Here is a 21,536-nt window from a genome sequence, read left to right as displayed (position 1 = left end):
TCAATAACTTTTCATCATTAGCTGCAATGTGATACACGGTGCGGCAGAAGGATATTATGAAAGCGCCAGAACAATACGATCCTAGCAAACCCTCCAACACTAACGGCATACCATTATCCAGTAGGCAGCAATCCAATAAGTCGCCTGCTATACCTGCTGGCACCCCAACGATTACGCAAAATCAAAAGCGTACCGCGCAAGCAGAAAACAAGCCCTTTCAATGGCAGTTTTTATTGCCAACGTATTGGGGTATCTGGTTGTTGTTTTTGGTGATGTTACCCATGATATATTTGCCACTGCGTTGGCAGTTTTGGCTAGGTCGTAAGCTCGGCGTATTGATTTATAAAGCTGCAGGCTCACGTAGGCGTGACACTCTGATTAATCTAAAGCTGGCGTTTCCAGAAAAGCCAGAAGCTGAGCGTGAATTGATGGCAAAGCAAGTCTTTGTCAATCAAGGTATTGGGGTGTTTGAAACCCTATGTGCTTGGTTCCGTCCAAATATATTTACTAGAACGGTATCTATTTCGGGATTACAGCACATCGTTAATGCGCAAAACGAGCAGCGTCCAGTTATTTTGTTAGGTGCGCATTACACGATGCTCGATTTGGGCGGCTTACTGTGTGCGCAGTTCTTCCCTGTCGATTGTATGTACCGTACGCAAAATAACCCTTTACTGGACTGGTTTATCTATAATGGTCGTACCAATATATTCGGTAAGCAAATCTCCAGCCGCGATATGCGAAGCCTAGTCACCTCTATCAAAGCGGGGCATGTGATTTGGTATTCCCCCGATCAGGACTATGGTCTCAAACAAGGGGTCATGGCGCCATTTTTTGGCGTGCCAGCAGCAACGATTACCGCATCACGCCGTATGGCAAAATTAGGCAGCAAAACGCATCCACCCGCCGTGATGGCGCTACATACTTATCGGCAAACCCCAGATAATCTACCACGTGGTAAGCGACCTCATTATCACTTGACCATCACCCCAGAGCTTGACAACTATCCAAGTCGTGATGAAGTCGCTGATGCCACGCGAGTCAATGAAATACTAGAGAGTCTCATTCGTATCGACCCTACTCAGTGGATGTGGTTCCATCGCCGCTTTAAGCATGGGCCAAATGGTCGTACGGATATCTATAAGTAGGCCTTTATTTTCAAAAGGTCTGATAAAATTTGCTATACTTTGTGACTGCTATTTTGCACTTTTAGTCACGCATTATAATAATTTGACAAACAAAACAACGGATTTTTCATGAGCGACAATCACAGTTCTGGACAAGCAGCCCCACATAAACGCATTTTGACAGGGAATCAAACCGACGGGCATTCCGCACCTTGGTAACTACGTTGGTGCAATTCGTCCTGCCATCCAGTCTATTCAAAACAGCGATAGCGACGCTTTTTTCTTTTTAGCGGATTATCACAGTATTATTGGTTGCCATGATCCTGCGATCATTCACGAGTCAACCAAAGCCATTGCCGCGACATGGCTCGCCTGTGGTCTCGATCCTGAGCGCGTGACTTTTTATCGTCAGTCAGATGTGCCTGAGATTTTGGAGTTGTCATGGATTTTGAGCTCCTCATGTGCCAAAGGCCTCATGAACCGCGCTCATGCCTACAAAGCAGCGGTCGATGCTAATATGGAAAAAGAAGACGTTGATCCTGACCAAGGGATTAACATGGGGTTGTTTGGCTACCCTGTGTTGATGGCTGCTGATATTTTGATGTTTAATGCCACGCATGTACCTGTTGGCCGTGACCAAATTCAGCACATTGAAATGGCGCGTGATATAGCAGGTACATTTAATCATCGTTACAAGCCATTGTTCACTGAGCCTGAGGCCCTGGTCGACGACAACACGCCGCTACTCACAGGTCTCGATGGTCGCAAAATGAGCAAAAGCTATAACAACGTGATTCCGTTGTTTGGCGAGTTTAATAGCCAAGCCGATCCTGAAAAAATGATGCGTAAGGCCATCATGCGTATTGTGACCAACTCACAATTGCCAGAAGAGCCAAAAGATCCTGACGCGTCAGCAATTTTTGAGATTTATAAAGCGTTTGCTACGCCTGAAGAAATTGCTAATTTGCGTGCGCAGTATGAATCAGGTATTGGCTGGGGAGACGCCAAAGAGCAGTTGTTCCAACAAATCAATAACGAGATTGCCCCTTTCCGCGCGCGCTATCAAGAATTGATGGCAAATCCAAAAGAGCTGGAAGAAATCTTGCAAATGGGCGCAGATAAAGCCCGTCGTCATAGCCGTAAGCAGCTGGATAAAGCCCGCCGTGCCATTGGTATTCGCCCACTAGCGAAGCTTAAATAAATGACTTCTGATCGTTTATAATGCCGACATTTAATCCAAGCCATTTTTTATCTTACTGTCAGTCTTTATACGAGGCTGACAGTACGTATGACTCTGAACAATCCAATCGGCTGGCTCGTCATCGCCATGTCGAACCAGATGCGGCGCAGTTTTTGGCCAATATTGCCACGATCAGACAGCCCAAAAAGGTACTAGAGGTTGGTACCTCGACGGGCTTTTCGACATTGTGGCTGGCGTATGGTCTGCGGCATCAGGCTGAATGTGACTTTACATCGCTAGACATCGACAAAAACCGCAGTGAAGCTGCTCGCCAGCATCTGCAAAATACGCGGCTGTCTGACTCTGTTCGACTCATCGTACAAGACGCCTTTATTTTTTTCAATAGCAATGAAGACGTCTTTGACTTGGTATTTTTGGATGCAGAGCGGCAATTCTATATCGATTATATCCGAGGTCTGCATAACGCATTGGACGTCGGTAGTGTACTTATTGTCGATAATGTCATCTCTCATCGTGATGAGGTGAGCGAGTTCTTGGCAGAATTCACCAACGACTCTCGTTATCTTTGTCACACGTTAGATGTTGGTGCTGGACTATTTATGGCAGTGCGCCAGGAACATTAAGTATTATGGATACATCCAACACGACTGCGCTGCGCATCTATCAGACGCCAGTACAGCATCTACCAGACGATCTTTATGTTCCGCCACAAGCGTTTGCGATTTGGCTAGAGCAGTTTGCTGGGCCACTAGATTTTTTATTATATTTGGTCAAAAGAACAACGTTGATTTGACCCAAATGCCGATTCTACCCATCACTGAGCAGTATCTTGCCTATATCAGTGAGTTAGATACTGAGCATTTTGAATTGGCAGGTGATTATCTGCTGATGGCGTCGACGCTGATTGCTATTAAAACCGAATTACTATTGCCTACCCCTGACACGCCTACCGATGAGCGCGATCCAAAAGCCGAGCTGATTGAACGCCTAGAAGAGTACGCACAAATCAAAGCCGCCAGTCAGCGCTTAGACAATCTGATACGTTTAGAGCGTGATGTGTTCTTAGCCATGGTAAGTATGCCCAGTCAAGACGTTATGAATGCTGAGCTGCCCAACTACTCGCCTACTCTGCTGATCGATAGCTTGTTTAAAATGCAGCTACAGCCAGACTATCAAATGCATACCATCAAAACTGATATCGTGCCGCTTTCTGATCGTATCGCTAGCATTAGTCGGCAACTGAGTACTGATGGTGCCCGCTCCTTTTATGAGCTACTAGACAAAGCACAGGGGAAAATAGGCGTGGTCGTGAGCTTTGTCGCCGTACTTGAACTGATTAAGCGGCAATTAGTTGGTGTGGTCTATACAGAACCCAATAATGATGCAAGCACGTTAATGAAATATGATACCGATCCATCCGATATAGACAATCAATCCCAAGAACTAACACTACAGTGGTTGGCCTAACCAGCATCAGGTTAGCCGCCAAACCTGCTATTGATCCCATGATATTAAAACAAGAGCACATTTTAGATGGTAGATATTGACGACTCAAAACAGCCTATTGAAGCAAAGCCTACACGTGCCGCTGCTACTGCCTCTATTGAGGAAGATCATACCTCTCTTGAAGATGTGAGCAAGCACATCGAGGTGCTGCTGCATGCATCAGAGGCGCCGCTGACAGCTCACGCGTTAAGAAAACATTTATCATTATCTACTAAGGAATTAAAGCAAGCCTTAGAGGTGCTAGAGCGACGGTTAGAGACCGGTGTGCTGAACCTACATGAGACAGCCAGCGGCTATCGATTGCAAATTTCCGATGATTATAGCGGCTTGATTCAGCAGGTTTTTCCGCAGCGTCAAGAGCGTCTGAGCCAAGCCTTACTTGAAACTTTGAGCGTTATTGCGTATAAGCAACCTGTGACACGTAGTGACATCGAGCAAGTGCGCGGTGTGACGTTATCAAGCAATATACTACGCCAGCTATTTGATAAGGGGTGGATCATTGAAAAAGGCTTTAAGGAGACCTTAGGTCGCCCAGCGCTCCTTCACACCACCGCACAATTTTTGGATGCATTTGGGCTGAGTCATTTAGATGAGCTACCACCAATGCCAGATATGGACTCCATACGAGCTATGTCTTAATTTTTCTGCTGACCAAACTATCATTACGCTCATAAAAAAGGACAGATCATATAAGAGCCGTCCTTTTTATTTGGCTATTACTCTTAGGGGTTGTCACTCTTAGAGGCTCTCAACCTTAGATAAATAGCAAAGCATCATAATCTGCTTCATCAGTTAGCTCGTTCTTATTGATTGATAACATCAACACCTTTTGGTGGAGTAAACTTAAACTGACTGCTGCCGATACTTGGATTCATTTTGATACCACTAAACTTAATAGAGGTCGTTTGACCTAGCGTATCATTCAATACCATCATCACAGGTTTGCCGCCACTAAAGCTCATTGATAAGCTCTTAAAGCTGGCATTATCAGATTTTGGGTACAACACATAGTAGTTCTTATTGCTGTACGGCTGAGTGATTTTAAAGTTTTGATCAATCTTGCTTGGATCACCTGACAACAATAGCGCTGGCGTATTACCGACTTGACTGTCGACGTTCTGCTTAGTCGCTTGCTCTAGATCTTTGTCATAGATCCACATAGAGTTGCCATTGGCAACGATCAATTGCTCTGAGGGCGATTTGGTTTCCCAGCGGAAGTTATTGGGACGTTGGACACTCATAGAGCCTTTAAACGTACCACTGCTCGCGCCTTTGGTTGTCTGGCTAAAGTTGGCAGTCATACTCTTGGTATTGGTCAGCAATTTGTTCAAACGTTTAGCAGCTGTTAGGTTATCAGCAGGAGCTGCTGTGGCTGTTTGAGTCAATGCTATCATTGGCGCTGCGATACCTAACGATGTCATTAATACACCTGCTAAAGCACCACTCATCATCTTCTGTTTGGTTGATTTTTTCGTAGATAAGTTCATCATAAATCCTCTCTAAAAAAGCATAATCGCTTTAAAAATAGTCGCTTAAAAATAGAATAGCTTATTAAAATTTTTTCTGTTGATACCAATCTCAACACTGCAAAACAGGTATCGATCAGCAATGGCAACAGTGTGCCAGTTTTTTTATTACGCGCCTAGTCATGATTTGCAATCTTTACTACGGCTGCCATACACGCTTGTAACCAATGCAGTTACACGGTAAAAGTTTGCATTTATCATGATAAATTATTAACACTGTGCTCATAAAGAGCCAGTGAGCTAAGTGTGACGAGTATTTATGCTATATAAAATTGCTGACCAAACTGCTAACAAAAACCAATCTCTAACAAAAGCCAATATTAATTGATGAGGGTCTTATAAACGTAAAAAGCCCCTACTACCATAAGGCAGTAAGGGCTTTTTTAATTATCCAATCGTTTTATTCAAAGAATAAAATGACCTAAATAGATAATTATGCGTTTTCAACCGTTACATAACGACGGTTAAATTTACCTTTAGTCTCAAACTTTACCACACCATCATTTAATGCAAATAAAGTATGGTCACGACCCATGCCAACGCCTTCGCCTGCGTGGAATTCTGTACCACGTTGACGAACGATGATGTTACCAGCTGTGATAGCTTGGCCACCAAAGATTTTTACGCCTAGCATTTTTGGGTTTGAATCACGACCGTTACGGCTTGAACCGGCAGCTTTTTTATGTGCCATGAGAAAATCTCCTTGTTAATGTGACTTATCGCTTATGCGACAACTCTTAAGCATTTAGTGCGCTATTTAGCAAACATTGCTAAACGGGTAATTAGGCATTAATGGCTTTGATTTTTAACAAGGTGTACCATTGGCGGTGACCTTGCTCTTTGTGATAGTGCTTACGACGGTTGTGCTTGATGATACGGATTTTTTCGCCGCGACCATGCTCAACCACTTCAACTTCTACGCTAGCGCCTTCAACAACAGGCTGACCGATTTTGACGTCATCGCCGTCAACAACCATCAACACGTCTTCAAATTTGATTGTTTCGCCTTTTTCTGCTTTTAGCAATTCAACTTTAAGCAATTCATCGACGACTACACGGTGCTGCTTACCACCAGTTTTAATTACTGCGTACATTGTATGACTCCGTTTAACCCGTGTGCCGTGGTAGATATTATACCTACGCTTCAATAACGAACACGACAGGGAAAAATTAAAGGCAAGATTTTACGGCTTTTTGCTTATAAAAGCAAGCCGCGCGTCTTGTTTTTGCAAGGTGGTTACACGAAATCACCATCATCTGCATTGTTATATACGCTACAGATTATTAGACCGTCGTAGACGACAATACTGATAAAAGCAGCATAACAATGGTTATAAATGATGGTTTGAGCCTAACGGGGGCTATTATAACTTATACAATCAGTTACTTACAGCCTTTTATCTATCATTTATGTGACGACAAAACCTCGTGATAAGTTAACATTCTTACCATCAAATTATTGAACGCTTTCATCAGTTTGCCCTGCCTTCTATGCATGATAATAGGCGCACAAGCGACCTCTGAGCTACCCTTATGGTGTACTTTAACCAACAATTTTCAAAGGCAGCTATGTTATGATAAGCGAAACCATACCTTACCTATAGATAGATAAAGTCAAGGTTATACCAACTCTCTTTATTCTTATTAATATGACTATTTATTATGACTAGTACCTCTTTAAATAATACCGTGCCTGCCTCTCAATCGACGCCTAGCTATGCAGATATTCAAAGTATTGTAGCCAATGATTTTGAGGTAATGGACAAGCAAGTATTTGGTAGTCTCAACTCAAAAGTACAGCTCGTCATGAGCGTCTCTCAGCATGTAATCAATGCCGGTGGTAAGCGTATGCGCCCGCTGATTACGCTATTGTGTGCCCGTATGTTTGACGACAATCCATCAGAAAAAGCGATGCACCTAGCAGCCATTACTGAGATGCTACATACTGCCACCTTAGTGCATGACGATGTGATCGATGAGTCAGGACAGCGCCGCGGTAAACCGACGGCAAACGCCACATGGGACAATGCCACTGCCGTATTGGTCGGTGACTATCTGATTGCCCGTGCTTTTAATCTTTTGGTTGGTTTTCAGAGCTTGCCATTGTTGCAAGTATTCTCAGACGGGACTTGTGATATTGCTGAAGGCGAAGTATTGCAGCTACAACATCAGCATAACCCTGCCGCAACAGAAGAAGACTACTTACGCATTATCGATGGCAAAACCTCTCGCCTGTTTATGATGGCGACTCAAGGCGCGGCTATTTTGCAAGACAAAACTGAGTATATGGCGGCATTAGGCGACTTTGGACAGCACTTTGGTAATGCGTTTCAAATTATTGATGATGTCCTTGATTATAGTGGCGATAGCGACGTAATGGGCAAAAACCTAGGCGACGATCTTGCTGAAGGTAAACCTACTCTGCCAACTATCAAAGCACTCGAACTACTAAAAGACAGTGACAATGAAGGTTATGAGCAGCTACGAATCGCTGTGCAAACGGGTAAAACACCAAATGCTGAGCAACTGATTGAGTTAGTACGTAGCTCAGGCGCATTAGATTATTGCAAGCAACGCGCGTTGGAAGAAACCAAACTGGCGCAACAAGCCCTCAGCACACTGCCTGACAACCGTTATCGTACAGGTCTGTACCAGCTGACTGAGCTTGCTAGCGCACGATTGGTATAATTAAATATGAGTCGTCTGTGTTATCGACTAATTAAGATAATCGGCTAATTAAAACAATCGGCTAATTAAGACGACTCATTTTTTAGCAGCGTTTTTGAGCAACCGAGCCATAAATATTCATTGATCAAAAGCAACAGTCTCTAAAAAGATACCCTCTTAAAACGGGTGTGTCAGCAAATAGTTACCTTTCTTTAAGTTTCATAAATCCTGACGGCACTATAATTGTGTCAGGATTTTTTAATGGTTAAATACTGATTGACCACGCTCATTAGAGGCTACTGACTGGTTTAAGTCGCTATACTTTAAAGGTCATAATTAGGGGTTGATAAATTAGTCAATTTGTTGGCAAAGCAGATTTTTGGCGGTTTTAAAACCTCAATAACACTATGGCTTTACAATTATAACAAAAAATTACAATAAATTTGCATAGCGGGTTGTATGTTTTCTTATTAGCTGCTGGTTGGTGTAGCGGTTACTATGGCGGGATTTTATTTACTCAGCGAGCACAGTGCGGTCAGTTTTTGTCAGCTTTCCTATCGTGAATCACTTGACTGCGGGGTAAACCCTATAGTTTATAATAACGCCTTAAATTTACTTGACGTCCTATAATTAGCTAGCGGTACTGCCCTATTTATCAATTTTATCAATAGCTTCTTATTTTTTGGCTATAAACTTCTATAAAGTTTATTATTGCTCTTCGAAAAATAAGCTATTTTTGATTATGATACGCTCTACCTCTATACCATTTATTCTATATTTTACTACTCTACCGAGGACCTTGATGAAGCATTCTTATCTTGCGCTTGTAATAGCATCTGTACTATCGGCTACAGTACTGGTCGGCTGTGACAATAAAGAAGACGCCGCTGCGGGTGAAAACGCTCAGCAGCAGATGCCGCCCGCTGTCGTCAACGTCCAAACTGTCAGCTTCGATACTGTGCCTCAAGTTCAGACTTTCTCTGGTCGTACTGCCGCTTATCAGACGGCTGATGTACGCCCTCAAGTCAGCGGCGTAATTGACGAAGTACTGTTCCGTGAAGGCAGTAACGTCAAAAAAGGCCAGCCGCTTTATCGTATCAATACTGACAACTACACGACCTCGGTCGCTAGTGGTCAAGCGGCGGTCGCGCAAGCACAGGCTAATCGCCAAACCGCTATCGCCAATAATGCCAATGCTAAAGCAGAGCTAGCCAGTCGCCAAGCCTCATTAGCACAAGCGATAAATGACTTTCAGCGTCTAAAAGGCTTGGTTGAGATTGACGCTATCTCCAAGCAGCAATATGACCAAGCGCAAACTCAAGTGCGTACAGCGCAAGCGGCTCTAGAGAGTGCTCGCGCTGCAGTCGGACAAACTGAAGCGAGCATTAGAAGCGCTGAGGCTGGGATTAAAACCGCGCAATCAAACTTAGATGCTAGCGCTTTGGATCTCAATCGTACTATCGTCCGTGCACCGTTGACTGGTCGTAGTGACCGCTCAAGCGTTACTGCAGGAACCTTAGTTAACGCTAGTCAATCTGAGCCTTTAGTGACGATTTCGCGCTTAGATCCTATCTATGTCGATATCAGTCAGTCATCATCCGAGCTATTGCAGCTTCGTCAGCAGATAGCTGAAGGTAAAGCGCAGGCGGGTATGAATTCTGTCGAGCTGGTCCTAGAAGATGGCTCAGTGTATCCAGTGCGTGGCAAGCTTGCGCTGTCTGAAGCTAAAGTCGATCAATCTACTGGCGCGGTGACTCTACGAGCTATTTTCCCAAATCCTAATAACGTGCTACTGCCAGGTATGTATGTCTCAGCGCGTCTGACTCAAAGCGTCATTCCTAATGCAGCCTTAGTGCCGCAAAGCGCTGTAATGCGTACGCCTAAAGGCGATTCACAAGTCTACATCGTTGATGAAAACAATCAAATCCAAGTCCGTCCCGTTACCATTAATGGTACTTATGATGGTCAATGGGTGGTCACCGATGGCTTAAGTAGTGGCGATAAGCTAGTGGTTATAGGCGGCTCTAAAGTTAAGCCTGAGCAGGAGGTCGTGGTCAAGCCGTTAGAAAACGCTAATGGTGCATCTGCAACGCCTACCGCCAAAACACCACAGCAAGCTGCGAAAACGGTAGCTGATGACACTTCTGAGCAGGACACTGCTACCACCACTAACTAATTCCATTCAAAGATAGGAAGACCTAGGGATATACTATGTCACGTTTTTTTATTGATCGCCCTATTTTTGCATGGGTGTTGGCCATTTTGGTCATGCTTATCGGGGTAATCTCGGTTGTTAATTTGCCGATTGAGCAGTATCCGCGTATCGCACCGCCCACCGTTTCTGTTAGTGCCACTTATCCTGGTGCAAACGCACAAACGGTCGAAAACTCTGTGGTGCAAATCATTGAACAACGTATGAAAGGGCTAGATGGCTTGATGTACATGTCATCATCGAGTTCTTCAAATGGTGGTGCATCGGTCACGCTAACCTTTGAAAATGGCACAGACCCTGATACCGCTCAGGTACAAGTACAAAACAAACTACAAGCAGCGATGAGCTCGTTGCCTGAGGCTGTTCAGCGTCAAGGTGTCAACGTCAATAAATCGTCTAGCAGCTTCTTAATGGTGCAGGCATTTATTTCTGAAGACGGTAGTATGGATCGTGCTGATATTGCCGATTATATCAACTCCAATGTTCTCGATTCGATCAGTCGTGTTGAAGGTGTGGGTGAAGTGCAAGTGTTTGGCTCCTCTTACGCCATGCGTATCTGGCTAGATCCTGCACGCCTACGTAGCTATAACATGGTGCCCTCTGATGTTGTCAATGCCGTACGAGCACAGAACGCTCAGGTATCTGCAGGTCAGCTAGGACAAGCACCTGCTGACACCGATCAACAGGTGATTAACGCCACCGTCACCGTACAGAGCTATCTACAAACTCCTGAAGAGTTTAAAGATATCTTGCTAAAAACAGACACCTCGGGCGCGCAAGTACGCCTCGGCGATGTCGCTGATGTCGAAATCGGTAGTGAAAACTATAGCGAGAGATCCTTGTATAACGGTCAAGAAGCGGCAGGTCTAGGTATCTCATTGGCTGCAGGCGCAAACGCGCTAGAGACCCGTGAGGCGGTCGGCGCACGTATAGCCGAGCTAGAAACCAACTTTCCAGCAGGCCTAAGCTCTGTTGTTCCTTACGATACGACGCCGTTTGTGCGCTTATCTATCGAACAAGTTGTCAAGACTCTACTCGAAGCTATTGCGCTTGTATTCATCGTCATGTTCATTTTCTTACAGAACTGGCGCGCCACCATCATTCCTACTCTTGCCGTTCCTGTGGTCTTGCTAGGTACTTTTGCCGTGCTGTATATCGCAGGCTTTAGTATCAACGTCTTGACGATGTTTGCAATGGTACTCTCCATCGGTCTACTGGTTGATGATGCGATCGTTGTTGTCGAAAACGTCGAGCGAATATTAGAAGAAAACCCTGATATTTCGGTCAAAGATGCAACCGTTCAGTCGATGGGCGAGATCAGTAAGATCGTTATTGGTATTGCGCTGATTTTGTCTGCCGTATTTGTACCGATGGCCTTCTTTGGCGGCTCAACAGGTGTTATTTATCGTCAGTTCTCTATCACCTTGATCACGAGCATGGCGCTGTCAGCCATGGTGGCTCTAATCTTCACCCCTGCCCTATGTGTGACCTTGCTAAAACGTGGTAAGAGCCATGAAAAGGCAGTACTGAACAACAAAAAGGCTTCTTTGGCTGGTTCAACCGCGGGTTCTTTAAGCTAAGCCGCTCTTATGAAAACTTCGTCGGCAAAAGTATTCGTTTTAAGTGGTTGTACCTGATCGGCTATGCCGCCATCATCGGTATTATGGCAGTGGTGTTCTTGCGTATTCCAGGTTCGTTTTTGCCAGAAGAAGACCAAGGTATTATGTTCACCTTAGTCCAGCTTCCTGCAGGCTCTACGCTAGATGAGACGCAGGATGTACTGGATAAAGTCAGAAATTATTACGACACACAAGAGACGGACAATATTGCCTCTGTCTTTACCATTGCTGGTTTTAGTTTTGCAGGTCAAGGCCAAAACATGGGTCTGGCATTCGTTCGACTGTCAGATTGGGAAGAGCGCTCAGGCGATGAAAACACCGCGCAAGCCGTTGCTGGTCGTGCCATGGGTTATTTCTTTACCCAGTTAAATGAAGCGCAAGTTTTTGCTATCGTACCGCCTGCGATTACTGAGCTTGGTAATGCCAGTGGTTTTGATTTGATGCTACAAGATGTGGGTAACCTTGGACACGAAGGGTTACTTGAAGCCCGTAATATGCTGCTAGGTATGGCTGCACAAAACGAAAATGTGGCAGGCGTACGTCCTAATGGTCAAGAAGATGCACCGCAGCTCAAAGTCAATATCAATCAAGAACAAGCCGCCGCTTATGGTCTATCTTTAGGCAGTATCAATAGCGTTATCTCGACCGCCTGGGGCTCAAGCTACGTCAACGACTTTATCGATCGTGGCCGTATCAAGCGTGTCTATGTTCAAGGTGAAGCCAGTAGCCGTACCAATCCTGATGACATCGGCAAGTGGTATGTGCGCGGCGAAACCGGTAACATGGTCTCTTTCGATGCTTTCTCAAGTAGCGAATGGCAGTCAGGCTCACCGCGTTTGACTCGTTATAACAGCTTACCTTCGATGAATATTCAAGGTAATGCGGCACCTGGTCTTAGTACTGGTGAAGCCATGTCAGCTATGGAGAACATGATCAGTCAGCTCCCTGAAGGTATCGGTTACGAATGGACTGGGTTATCACTTGAAGAACAAAAATCAGGCTCGCAAGCTCCTATGCTTTATGCGCTATCGATTCTAGTTGTCTTCTTATGTCTAGCTGCGCTTTATGAGAGCTGGTCTATCCCCTTCTCTGTCCTATTGGTTATTCCACTTGGGGTATTGGGTGCGGTGATATTTACGTGGTTACGCGGTTTTGCTAACGACATCTACTTGCAAGTGGGTCTACTCACCGTCGTTGGTTTGTCCGCCAAAAACGCCATCTTGATTATTGAATTTGCCAAAGAGCACCAAGAAGAAGGCTATAGTCTCAGAGAGGCCGTCATGACCGCAGCGCGACAACGTCTACGTCCAATTATTATGACCTCGCTTGCCTTTGGTATCGGTGTTGTGCCATTAGCCATAGCTACTGGCGCAGGGTCAGGCAGCCAAACTGCTATTGGTACCAGTGTCGTAGGTGGTGTGGTTAGTGCCACTTTACTAGGTATCTTCTTTATTCCGATGTTCTATATTTGGGTGCGTGGTATGTTCCCGTATAAATATAAGAACAACAAGCCAGATGATAAAGATGATGACCCACAGAATCCAACTCCCTCTGAGAGTTATCAGCCTGTAAGCTTTGGAGATAATACACAATGAGTTCTTTATTCTTAACCTCTAACTCAGCCGTAAGAGCGATAAGCTCTAAAGCTTTACTAGCTACTGGTAAATCATCGCGCCTACTTGGCCTGAGCTTTTTGGCTCTGAGTATGGCCGCTTGTAATACTATCCCTAAAGCAGATACAAGCCCCGTTCTCGCTGAGCCTAACCTTCCGATCGAGCAAGCTTATGGCGCTTTTGGTGATGAGACTGTCAGCACCTCTGAGCAGCCAAGTATCGCAGGACAGCGCTGGCAGGACTTTTATAGCGATGAGCGCCTAAAAGCTCTGATTGCGTTAGGACTGGAAAATAACAAAGACTTTGAGAGTGCCCGTTTGGCTATCGAAAAGCGCGCGCGCAGTATCGTATTACTGATATTAATGATTTGCCGACTATCAATGGTCAAGCAGAATACTCACGCCAAAGCCAATCCTCTCCGCGCGTTGAGACGCCTTTTGGCAGTACTGGCGGTAGACAGACGACAGATAGCTACAGTGTCAATCTCGGTTTGGCAAGCTATGAGCTGGACTTTTGGGGCCGAATCGATAGCCTAAAAGATCAAGCGTTGCAGAGATTTTTGTCAACGACGGCAGCCAAAGACTCTATTCAAATTAGTCTGATTAGTAATATCGCGCAGAGCTACGCGAATCTTAGCTATAGCTTAGCGCAGCTCAAACTCGCCGAGGCAACTGTTGAGAGCCGTGAGCGCTCGTTGTTTATTGCGCAAGAGCGCTTTAAAGCCGGTATTGATCCTAAGCTGCCTTCCTTGCAATCTGCAGCAGCTTTAGAGAGTGCAAGACTTGCGGTACTACGTGCGCAAAGCAGTATTTTGACCTCCAGAAATGCTCTGCAGTTCTTATTAGGAGCGCCGGTACCTACTGAGCTTATCCCAGCACCCGCTGTCAGCAATATCACCAATCACGAGGTGTTTAGTGCCGGCTTGCCAAGCGAGCTGCTACGCTATCGCCCTGATGTATTACAAGCGGAATACGATCTAAAAGCCGCGGGCGCAAATATCGCTGTCGCCCGTGCCGCTTATTTCCCAACGATAAGCTTAGCCAGTAGCGTTGGTGTCCGTAGCGATGGCTTGAGCGACTTGTTCGATAATGATGCAGTCGGCTGGTCATTTGGCCCTAATATCAGCGTACCCATCTTTGATGCTGGACGTTTGGATGCAAACTACGATGTCGCACAAATCGAGCGCGAACAAACGCTTGCCAGCTATGAGCGCTCAATTCAAACGGCGTTCCGTGAGGTCTCCGATGTGCTCGCTACTCGCGCAACTCTAGGCGAGCAGCTCGCAGCTCAGTACCGCCTGCAAGATAACTTTGATCAGACTTATGAGATTGCTGATGCGCGCTTTAAAGCTGGTATCTCAAACTATCTCGATGTCCTTGATGCTCAGCGCTCATTGTTTGACACTCAACAAGGCATTCTAGACTTAGAGCTACAAAAATCATCAGTCAAATCGAGCTATATCAAGCGCTTGGCGGCGGTGCCAATCTCGATACACCTGTCGCGATTCCGGTTCCGCAATATACTAACTTGGCCCAAGTTGGTACTTTATTAACCAAAGATGCCGAGTCGCAAGCGGCCTATGCTATCGACGCTGCTAGCTCAGCGCGAGTAGCTGCAGCACCAGAAGCCGCCGCTATCAAACAAGCACAGACGCCTGTGAAGGTTGACTTTAAGCCGACTGCGATTGTCGATATCGATAATGACAACGACGCTGATGCAGCGGTTGGGGTATTGACTGAAGAGACACCTACTGAGCAAGTACCAGTGCCACAGATTGTCACTCCATAAAGATGGTTATATAACATTTGATAACTAGCTAGCGTATTATTTTTATAACAATTAGCTCTACCTTCTTGGTGGGGCTTTTTGTTGTTATGTGCTACCTTTAGTAGTTATATATAAATAGTAGCTATATATAAAAGCTAAAAATTTTAGCTGCATCTGATGCTTTACTTATTTAATGATTACCCCTCAAACTTACTAAAACTAATAATAAGGAAAAACAATGTCTTATACGTTTAATCGTCAATTCCCCGAGACTCGCCTGCGCCGCTTGCGCTACAACGATAATATCCGTGCTATGATTCGTGAAGTCGAGCTTCACCCCAAACATTTCATAGCCCCAGTATTTGTATTAGAAGGTAGTAATCAGCGCGAGGCCATCGCCAGTATGCCGGGCGTTGAGCGCTTATCGATAGACCTATTGATTAATTATGCCAAAGAGCTTTTAAGCGAGGGCGTGACGACTATCGATATTTTCCCTGTTATCGACAACTCGCTAAAAACTCCCTGATGGCAAAGCGGCCTATGATGAGAATGGACTAAGCGCGCGTGCCGTAGCAGCACTAAAAGACGCAGTGCCTGAGATGGTGGTGATGACCGATGTGGCGCTCGACCCTTATACGTCACACGGTCAAGACGGCTTGCTTGATGACAGTGGTTATGTGGTCAATGATGACACCGTTGAGGTGCTGGTCAAGCAAGCACTCGTCCATGCTAGAGCTGGCGCTGATATCATCTCTCCAAGTGATATGATGGATGGCCGTATCAAAGCCATGCGTGATGCCTTTGAAAGCGAAGGTCTTGTCAATACCGCTATCATGGCTTACTCTGCCAAATACGCTTCTGCTTATTATGGGCCGTTCCGTGATGCAGTCGGTAGCGCCGGCAACCTAAAAGGCGGTCATAAAAAACAATATCAGATGGACTTTGGTAACCGCGCTGAAGCTTTGCACGAAGTGGCGATGGACATCAATGAGGGCGCAGATATGGTGATGATTAAGCCTGGTCAGCCCTATCTCGATCTGATCCGTGAAGTCAAAGACACCTTTGGCGTACCGACTTTTGCCTATCAAGTCTCCGGCGAATACGCGATGCACATGGCAGCTATTCAAAACGGCTGGCTGACTGATGCGGTGATCCTAGAATCGCTTATTGGTTTTCGCCGCGCCGGTGCCGATGGTATCTTGACTTACTTTGCACTTGAGGCAGCTCGGCAGTTAAATAATGGTTAATATCAATTAAAATGCCTTTTACATTGTAAAACACCCCAGCTGCTTCCCAGCTGCTTCATAGTCGCTGGGGTGTTTTTTATTGAAATTCTATTTATGCTTAGCCTTTTTGTTCACATGTATAAAGCAAACATGTCTATAGCTGATCACGATGATGGGCTGTCGTAAAATCAATAGCAGGGCCAATAGGGATGATACGAGTGGGGTTGATATTGGCGTGGCTGGTGTAATAGTGCTGCTTGATGTGCTCCATATTTACTGTCTCAGCGATACCAGGCACTTGGTATAGATCACGCAGATAGCCCCACAGGTTTGGATAGTCGATAATGCGGCGTAGGTTGCATTTAAAATGCCCAACATAGACCGCGTCAAAACGAACTAAGGTGGTAAACAGTCGCCAATCCGCTTCGGTGATAGTGCTCCCTGTGAGGTAACGCTTATCTGCTAGGCGCGCTTCCAGTGTATCTAGCGCGGCAAACAGCTCAATCACCGCCTCTTCATAAGCCTCTTGTGTGGTCGAAAATCCAGCCTTGTACACCCCATTATTAATCGTCGTATAGACAAACGCATTGATATCATCGATTTCTGGCAATAACGATGCTGGCGAGAAATCGCCTGCTAGTGCGCCAACGTCGTCAAAAGCTGAATTGAACATCCGAATGATCTCTGATGATTCATTACTCACAATCGTATTGGTCTTTTTGTCCCATAAAATCGGAACAGTAACCCGTCCCGTATAATTGGGTTTTGCTTTAATATAAAGCTCATAAGCATAATCTGCATGGATAAGCGGATCAGGGATTACTCCCTCGCCCTCTGCAAACGTCCAACCATTCTCTCCCATGTAAGGGTTGACCACAGAGATCGGAATGATCTGCTCCAAACCTTTGAGCTTACGATAAATTAAAGTACGGTGTGCCCAAGGACAGGCTAGCGACACGTACAGGTGATAGCGATCAGGCTCAGCCTTAAACCCGCCTACGCCCGTAGGACCTGCACTACCATCTGCGGTGATCCAGTTCCTAAACCCGGCATCTTCACGCTCAAATCGCCCGCCGTTTTCTTCCGTGTCGTACCATTTGTCTTGCCACTTACCATCTACCAATAAGCCCATGTCATCCTCCGACTAGTTCTAATTTTCGTTGAATACCTAGTTGACACAAATGACTTTACATCATTGCTCTTATGACAACCACATTCGTTAGAGGAATATGATATCAGTTATAAGAGCTTACCCATTAAGTTTTACTCTGTTATTAACAATAAAAACTAAACTGGTTAAAATAAATATTTAGAAAATATACATAAAAAACATACTGTAGTATTTGATAATAACGCGTGACATCAAATATTATGATAATAAAATAAGATAATTATAAAAAAGGCTTGCAAAGTCTGAAAAACTTGCTAAAATGCATGGCCTAAATAGGCGTATAGCTCAGTTGGTTAGAGCGCTACCTTGACATGGTAGAGGTCGTTGGTTCGAATCCGATTACGCCTACCAGATTCGAAAAGCCCCAATCTTAAGATTGGGGCTTTTTTTATGCCCGTAATATAAGGGCTGTGGCGGAATAGATAGATTAATATTAATTAGACTTTAGACCTTTCTACATTTAAACAATTAGCACTGAAAAATCTGTGTGCCCAAAATGTGCCCAAGTTGCGCCTTCCCTTAATTTTTCCTATTTATCAATATAGTCTTTTGACCTCTACTCTAGTTGTTCTAAAACCACCCTAAAACTAATTTACTTTTCTTCATCTAGCGACTCGTTAGGTACATAGGTAAATAAGTCGCCTACGCCAATATCTAATGCTTCACAAATCTTATCCATAGTCTCGAAATCGATTCTTGATGTTTGCTCATTATAGATCTTGTGCATAGTCGACTTGCTAATTCCTGTCATTCTTATCAAATCTGCCACTTTCATACGCCGTTCAGCTAGTAGTACCGGTAAATTACATAAAATCATCAATAATTCCTTAATAGACTAAAAAGTACTTGCATTGAATTACTATAACTAGTAAAGTACTTCTATCGAATAACAAATTACTTTTATGAAATTATTTGTTATAGCGATAAAACAATCTAGTTGTCTAATTAACTTACAAGGAATTTATTATGTCACATACCTACCTAACTACCCAAGAGCTTTCTGAGCTCATTAAGTATAACCCTCGTACGATACGTAATGAGCTCAAAGATACTGTGCTTATCGAAGGTATTCATTACATCCGGCCGTTTGGTGGTCGTAAGATTTTGTACATTTGGGAGGAGATTGAAAAGATATGCGTACTGGTATCGCCGGTAGCGTCAACGCCATGGCACTACAATAAGGAGAAATATGATGGCTAGTATCAGAAGGCGCAAAGGGAGCAATATGCTATTTGTCGATTTTTATTATATGGGTATACGCTGTCGGGAGACGACAAACCTAACAGACACACCAGCGAATCGCAAGAAGCTTGAGAAAGTGGCTGAGAAAATGAAAGCAGAAATCATCTTAGGACTGTTCAATTACGCTAAGTACTTTCCAAAAAGTGACAAAGCGGCACAGATGGTAGCGTTAAACGATCGCAAGGAATGTATTAATACCGATACGCCCTCTTTTGAACAGTTTGCAGAATTATGGTTCTCTGAAAAGAAATTGAATGGCGCGATACCTATAAGCGTAAAATAAAGGAGATTATTGATATGTACTTGATTGCTAAGTTTGGGACTAAACCCATTCATCTCATAAAAAAGACAGATGTATTAGCCTTCCGTTCATCGCTCGCCAAAGTAACGTACGGAAAAGCTAACAAACATCTGTCAGCGGCACGCATCAATTCGATCATGGTACCTTTAGGTATGATACTAAAAGAAGCAGCTAAACGCTATAAATTTGATAATCCTTACTACGATATCAATGCGCTCAAACAGCCCAAAACGGATATTCAACCATTCACACTAGATGAGGTTTGGAAATTTATTAATGGTGTAAGAGCAGACTATCGCAATTATTATCTAGTACGTTTTTTTTACAGGGATGCGTACGAGTGAAATTGATGGATTGACTTGGGAGAACATTGACTTTAATCGACGTGAGATTGTGATCAAACAAGCTTATGTTAAAGGCAAAATTGTTCCTCCTAAGACTCAAGAGTCTTACCGTGCGATTCAAATGTCACCTTGGGTCTACGATGCTCTGAAGGAACAGCAGACCATCACTTATAAGCGATCTGACTATGTATTTTGCGCGCATACGGGTGAGCCACTTGATTACAACAACGTGAATAAACGTGTTTGGCACCCCTACTCTTAAGATTTTAGGTCTCAAAAAGCGTAATGCTTATCAGACTCGTCATACCGCAGCGACGCTATGGTTGGCTGCTGGCGAAAGTCCTGAGTGGATTGCCAGTCAAATGGGGCACGCTACGACCAAGATGCTATTCAACACCTATAGTCGTTATGTACCGAATATGACTCGGCAGGATGGTAGTGCATTTGAAGCATTGGTCAATCGCAGTCAGATTGCTCAGGTATCTACAGATAAGGGGCCTCACAATGAAGATGATTGATTACGATATATTGCATGCGACGTTTAAACCTAGTGGCTATGTCAGTAATGGCGCAGATAATATTGCTAACTACCTCATTTGTGAGCTCTGTATTCAGTCAGGTACTGGTTTGGCTAGGTTCCTAAGTATTGATAGTTGCTTTGATAATTATATGGCGCTGCGCATATGGGTTCAGACGCGCTTAGATGTCAATCCTGACTATGTCGTTGATGATATGTGTAGTCAGCTACAGAGTGAGCTCTACGAGCTACTACCACAAACTGGCTATGGATACTAAGGAGGGTATTATGAGCATGAACTTCGTCTTTGATTCAGCTTTTGATGATACAAAAAGCGTTTGTGCCATGAGTATTGGTCCTATGTGTCGCCCAGTGATTATATAGCGCATTTAGAACTGCTTTGTTATGAACACAACACGGAGACTGATGTTTTATTTGCTACACTTGCAAAATGTCAGGTTTATTTAGATGACGTACACTGTGAATACTGTGGTCGTCCCTATCAATTAGATGTCCCAGCAGATATTCCTCATGCAAGGAGATTGAACTCTTGGTTTTGTGAGGGGTGTATTAGCTTTTCTGGTGGCCAGCTTATTGTAGACAGATAGGTTTCTGGAAGTAATTTGTTACCAGACAACTTAGGTTGTCTGGTTTTATTACCTTTAAATCTTTAACGACATTTGTTGTCGCGAATGCTTCAATTATATGTTGTTACCCTTACTAAATTAAGATATTGTTATCCTAAATATTTTAAACAACTTATGTTTGGATAATAGCGCACCAATGAAAAATCTAAATATTCAAAATAAGCAAGCAGACTCTCTTGAGCAGAAGTTTATTGCGCATGTACGGCAAAGTGATGGCGCTGAGCAGCTACTCTATGATCATTTAACAGGAACGGCAGAAATAAGTAGGGCGCTAGCCCTGAAAATCGGGCTGCCATTATCAGGTGAATTGATTGGACTGGTACATGACCTTGGCAAATACAGCGCGGCGTTTCAAGAATATATAAAAGAGTGTGTCATCCATGATAACTATAAAGAACTGGGTTTAGATGAAGATGAAGAGGCTGAAATATTACGTAGAGGGAAACCAACGAAAGGCTCAGTGGACCACTCTACAGCGGGCGCTATTTATCTTAAAGAGCAGTTTGAAAAATTAGGCTCAAGTTATCTAAAAGCACATACACAACAAAAAATCCGCCGCTATGAGGGGGCAACTACTGGCGGATATGATGTTCATTTGCGTGGCATCACATCATAGCGGTCTTGTTAATGTCGTCGGACAAAATGCCCAACCATATTTACTCAACCGCAAAAACAAACCTGAAGAAAAAACCCACTATACCCAAGCCCTAGAGCGTGCCAAGCAAGAGCAGCTGTTTGCGCAATTGGATGACAGCTTTAAAAGACACGCTTAAAGAGTTTCAAGGCATTGTCAAAAAAATCATGGCTGATAGTCGCGCTACGGACAAGCAAAAGACTTTTATTTGGGATT

16 protein-coding genes, 1 tRNA gene and 6 pseudogenes are annotated in these 21,536 nt (G+C 44.3%); 18 read left to right on the top strand and 5 right to left on the bottom strand.

Features of this window, described 5'->3' with window-relative positions:
* The first annotated feature begins 56 nt into the window (after nt 1–56).
* The 5 genes and pseudogenes from PKHYL_RS04995 to scpB all read left to right on the top strand — a co-directional run bounded on the left by PKHYL_RS04995 (nt 57) and on the right by scpB (nt 4,473).
* Nucleotides 57–1,148 carry an LpxL/LpxP family acyltransferase gene (locus PKHYL_RS04995; protein ID WP_240366138.1) on the top strand — a complete coding sequence of 364 codons (1,092 nt, stop codon included), beginning with the start codon at nt 57–59 and terminating at the stop codon, nt 1,146–1,148.
* A 108-nt stretch (nt 1,149–1,256) separates the two neighbouring features.
* Nucleotides 1,257–2,328: pseudogene (locus PKHYL_RS04990) on the top strand (tryptophan--tRNA ligase).
* 20 nt (nt 2,329–2,348) lie between these two features.
* Nucleotides 2,349–2,951 carry an O-methyltransferase gene (locus PKHYL_RS04985; RefSeq protein WP_186474112.1) on the top strand — a complete coding sequence of 201 codons (603 nt, stop codon included), beginning with the start codon at nt 2,349–2,351 and terminating at the stop codon, nt 2,949–2,951.
* 5 nt (nt 2,952–2,956) lie between these two features.
* Nucleotides 2,957–3,795, top strand: a pseudogene (locus PKHYL_RS04980) (segregation and condensation protein A).
* 66 nt (nt 3,796–3,861) lie between these two features.
* Nucleotides 3,862–4,473, top strand: a complete 612-nt coding sequence (scpB, locus tag PKHYL_RS04975; RefSeq protein ID WP_240366137.1) for an SMC-Scp complex subunit ScpB — start codon at nt 3,862–3,864, stop codon at nt 4,471–4,473.
* Between the two features lie 164 nt (nt 4,474–4,637).
* Here the strand turns inward: scpB and lolA are convergent, their stop codons facing one another.
* The 3 genes from lolA to rplU form a co-directional block, all read right to left on the bottom strand.
* On the bottom strand, nt 4,638–5,324 hold the full coding sequence (gene lolA / locus PKHYL_RS04970; RefSeq protein WP_240366136.1) for an outer membrane lipoprotein chaperone LolA: 687 nt from the start codon (nt 5,322–5,324) through the stop codon (nt 4,638–4,640).
* 469 nt (nt 5,325–5,793) lie between these two features.
* On the bottom strand, nt 5,794–6,051 hold the full coding sequence (rpmA, locus tag PKHYL_RS04965) for a 50S ribosomal protein L27 (RefSeq protein ID WP_058025936.1): 258 nt from the start codon (nt 6,049–6,051) through the stop codon (nt 5,794–5,796).
* A gap of 91 nt (nt 6,052–6,142) precedes the next feature.
* On the bottom strand, nt 6,143–6,454 hold the full coding sequence (rplU, locus tag PKHYL_RS04960; RefSeq protein WP_071001990.1) for a 50S ribosomal protein L21: 312 nt from the start codon (nt 6,452–6,454) through the stop codon (nt 6,143–6,145).
* Nucleotides 6,455–7,022: 568 nt separating this feature from the next.
* Here rplU and PKHYL_RS04955 point away from each other — a divergent pair.
* The 7 genes and pseudogenes from PKHYL_RS04955 to hemB all read left to right on the top strand — a co-directional run bounded on the left by PKHYL_RS04955 (nt 7,023) and on the right by hemB (nt 16,485).
* Nucleotides 7,023–8,048, top strand: a complete 1,026-nt coding sequence (locus PKHYL_RS04955; RefSeq protein WP_240366135.1) for a polyprenyl synthetase family protein — start codon at nt 7,023–7,025, stop codon at nt 8,046–8,048.
* 781 nt (nt 8,049–8,829) lie between these two features.
* Nucleotides 8,830–10,203, top strand: a complete 1,374-nt coding sequence (locus PKHYL_RS04950) for an efflux RND transporter periplasmic adaptor subunit (protein ID WP_071001992.1) — start codon at nt 8,830–8,832, stop codon at nt 10,201–10,203.
* Nucleotides 10,204–10,238: 35 nt separating this feature from the next.
* Nucleotides 10,239–13,453: pseudogene (locus PKHYL_RS04945) on the top strand (efflux RND transporter permease subunit).
* Nucleotides 13,450–13,749: pseudogene (locus PKHYL_RS17990) on the top strand (efflux transporter outer membrane subunit); the annotation flags it as partial. The pseudogenes PKHYL_RS04945 and PKHYL_RS17990, both read left to right, overlap by 4 nt.
* An 89-nt stretch (nt 13,750–13,838) precedes the next feature.
* A complete protein-coding gene (locus PKHYL_RS04935; RefSeq protein WP_240366134.1) occupies nt 13,839–15,023 on the top strand; it encodes an efflux transporter outer membrane subunit in 1,185 nt (394 codons plus the stop codon).
* Nucleotides 14,999–15,259, top strand: coding sequence for a hypothetical protein (locus tag PKHYL_RS04930; protein WP_240366133.1), 261 nt, complete (start codon nt 14,999–15,001; stop codon nt 15,257–15,259). The genes PKHYL_RS04935 and PKHYL_RS04930 overlap by 25 nt, the downstream gene beginning before the upstream one ends.
* A gap of 217 nt (nt 15,260–15,476) precedes the next feature.
* Nucleotides 15,477–16,485 (top strand): annotated as a pseudogene (gene hemB, locus PKHYL_RS04925) (porphobilinogen synthase).
* A gap of 133 nt (nt 16,486–16,618) precedes the next feature.
* On the opposite strand, the gene PKHYL_RS04920 reads toward hemB, so the two are convergent.
* Nucleotides 16,619–17,596 carry a glutathione S-transferase family protein gene (locus PKHYL_RS04920; protein ID WP_093068682.1) on the bottom strand — a complete coding sequence of 326 codons (978 nt, stop codon included), beginning with the start codon at nt 17,594–17,596 and terminating at the stop codon, nt 16,619–16,621.
* A gap of 313 nt (nt 17,597–17,909) precedes the next feature.
* On the opposite strand from PKHYL_RS04920, the gene PKHYL_RS04915 reads away from it, so the two are divergent.
* Nucleotides 17,910–17,986, top strand: a tRNA-Val gene (locus tag PKHYL_RS04915).
* A gap of 241 nt (nt 17,987–18,227) precedes the next feature.
* Here PKHYL_RS04915 and PKHYL_RS04910 read toward each other — a convergent pair.
* Nucleotides 18,228–18,452 carry a helix-turn-helix domain-containing protein gene (locus PKHYL_RS04910; RefSeq protein ID WP_071001997.1) on the bottom strand — a complete coding sequence of 75 codons (225 nt, stop codon included), beginning with the start codon at nt 18,450–18,452 and terminating at the stop codon, nt 18,228–18,230.
* A 149-nt stretch (nt 18,453–18,601) separates the two neighbouring features.
* Between PKHYL_RS04910 and PKHYL_RS04905 the strand changes: the two genes are divergently transcribed.
* The 5 genes and pseudogenes from PKHYL_RS04905 to PKHYL_RS04885 all read left to right on the top strand — a co-directional run bounded on the left by PKHYL_RS04905 (nt 18,602) and on the right by PKHYL_RS04885 (nt 21,459).
* The gene (locus PKHYL_RS04905; RefSeq protein WP_240366132.1) at nt 18,602–18,835 is read left to right on the top strand and encodes a hypothetical protein; all 234 of its coding nucleotides are present in this window, start codon (nt 18,602–18,604) and stop codon (nt 18,833–18,835) included.
* A pseudogene (locus tag PKHYL_RS04900) lies at nt 18,828–20,040 on the top strand (Arm DNA-binding domain-containing protein). The gene PKHYL_RS04905 and the pseudogene PKHYL_RS04900 overlap by 8 nt, the downstream one beginning before the upstream one ends.
* Nucleotides 20,027–20,317 (top strand): hypothetical protein, encoded by a 291-nt coding sequence (locus PKHYL_RS04895; protein ID WP_071002000.1) that lies wholly within the window; start codon nt 20,027–20,029, stop codon nt 20,315–20,317. Before PKHYL_RS04900 ends, PKHYL_RS04895 begins: the two are co-directional and overlap by 14 nt.
* Before the next feature lie 487 nt (nt 20,318–20,804).
* Nucleotides 20,805–21,302: a CRISPR-associated endonuclease Cas3'' gene (locus tag PKHYL_RS04890; RefSeq protein WP_240366131.1), complete on the top strand. Its 498-nt coding sequence runs from the start codon at nt 20,805–20,807 to the stop codon at nt 21,300–21,302.
* Nucleotides 21,286–21,459 (top strand): hypothetical protein, encoded by a 174-nt coding sequence (locus tag PKHYL_RS04885; RefSeq protein ID WP_240366130.1) that lies wholly within the window; start codon nt 21,286–21,288, stop codon nt 21,457–21,459. The genes PKHYL_RS04890 and PKHYL_RS04885 overlap by 17 nt, the downstream gene beginning before the upstream one ends.
* Nucleotides 21,460–21,536: the final 77 nt, after the last annotated feature.

The sequence above is a fragment of the Psychrobacter sp. KH172YL61 genome (genome assembly GCF_007182895.1).
Taxonomy (GTDB): Bacteria; Pseudomonadota; Gammaproteobacteria; order Pseudomonadales; family Moraxellaceae; genus Psychrobacter; species Psychrobacter pacificensis.
The sequence above is the reverse complement of the archived record's forward strand: the minus strand, read 5'-3'. Positions and strand labels throughout refer to the sequence as shown.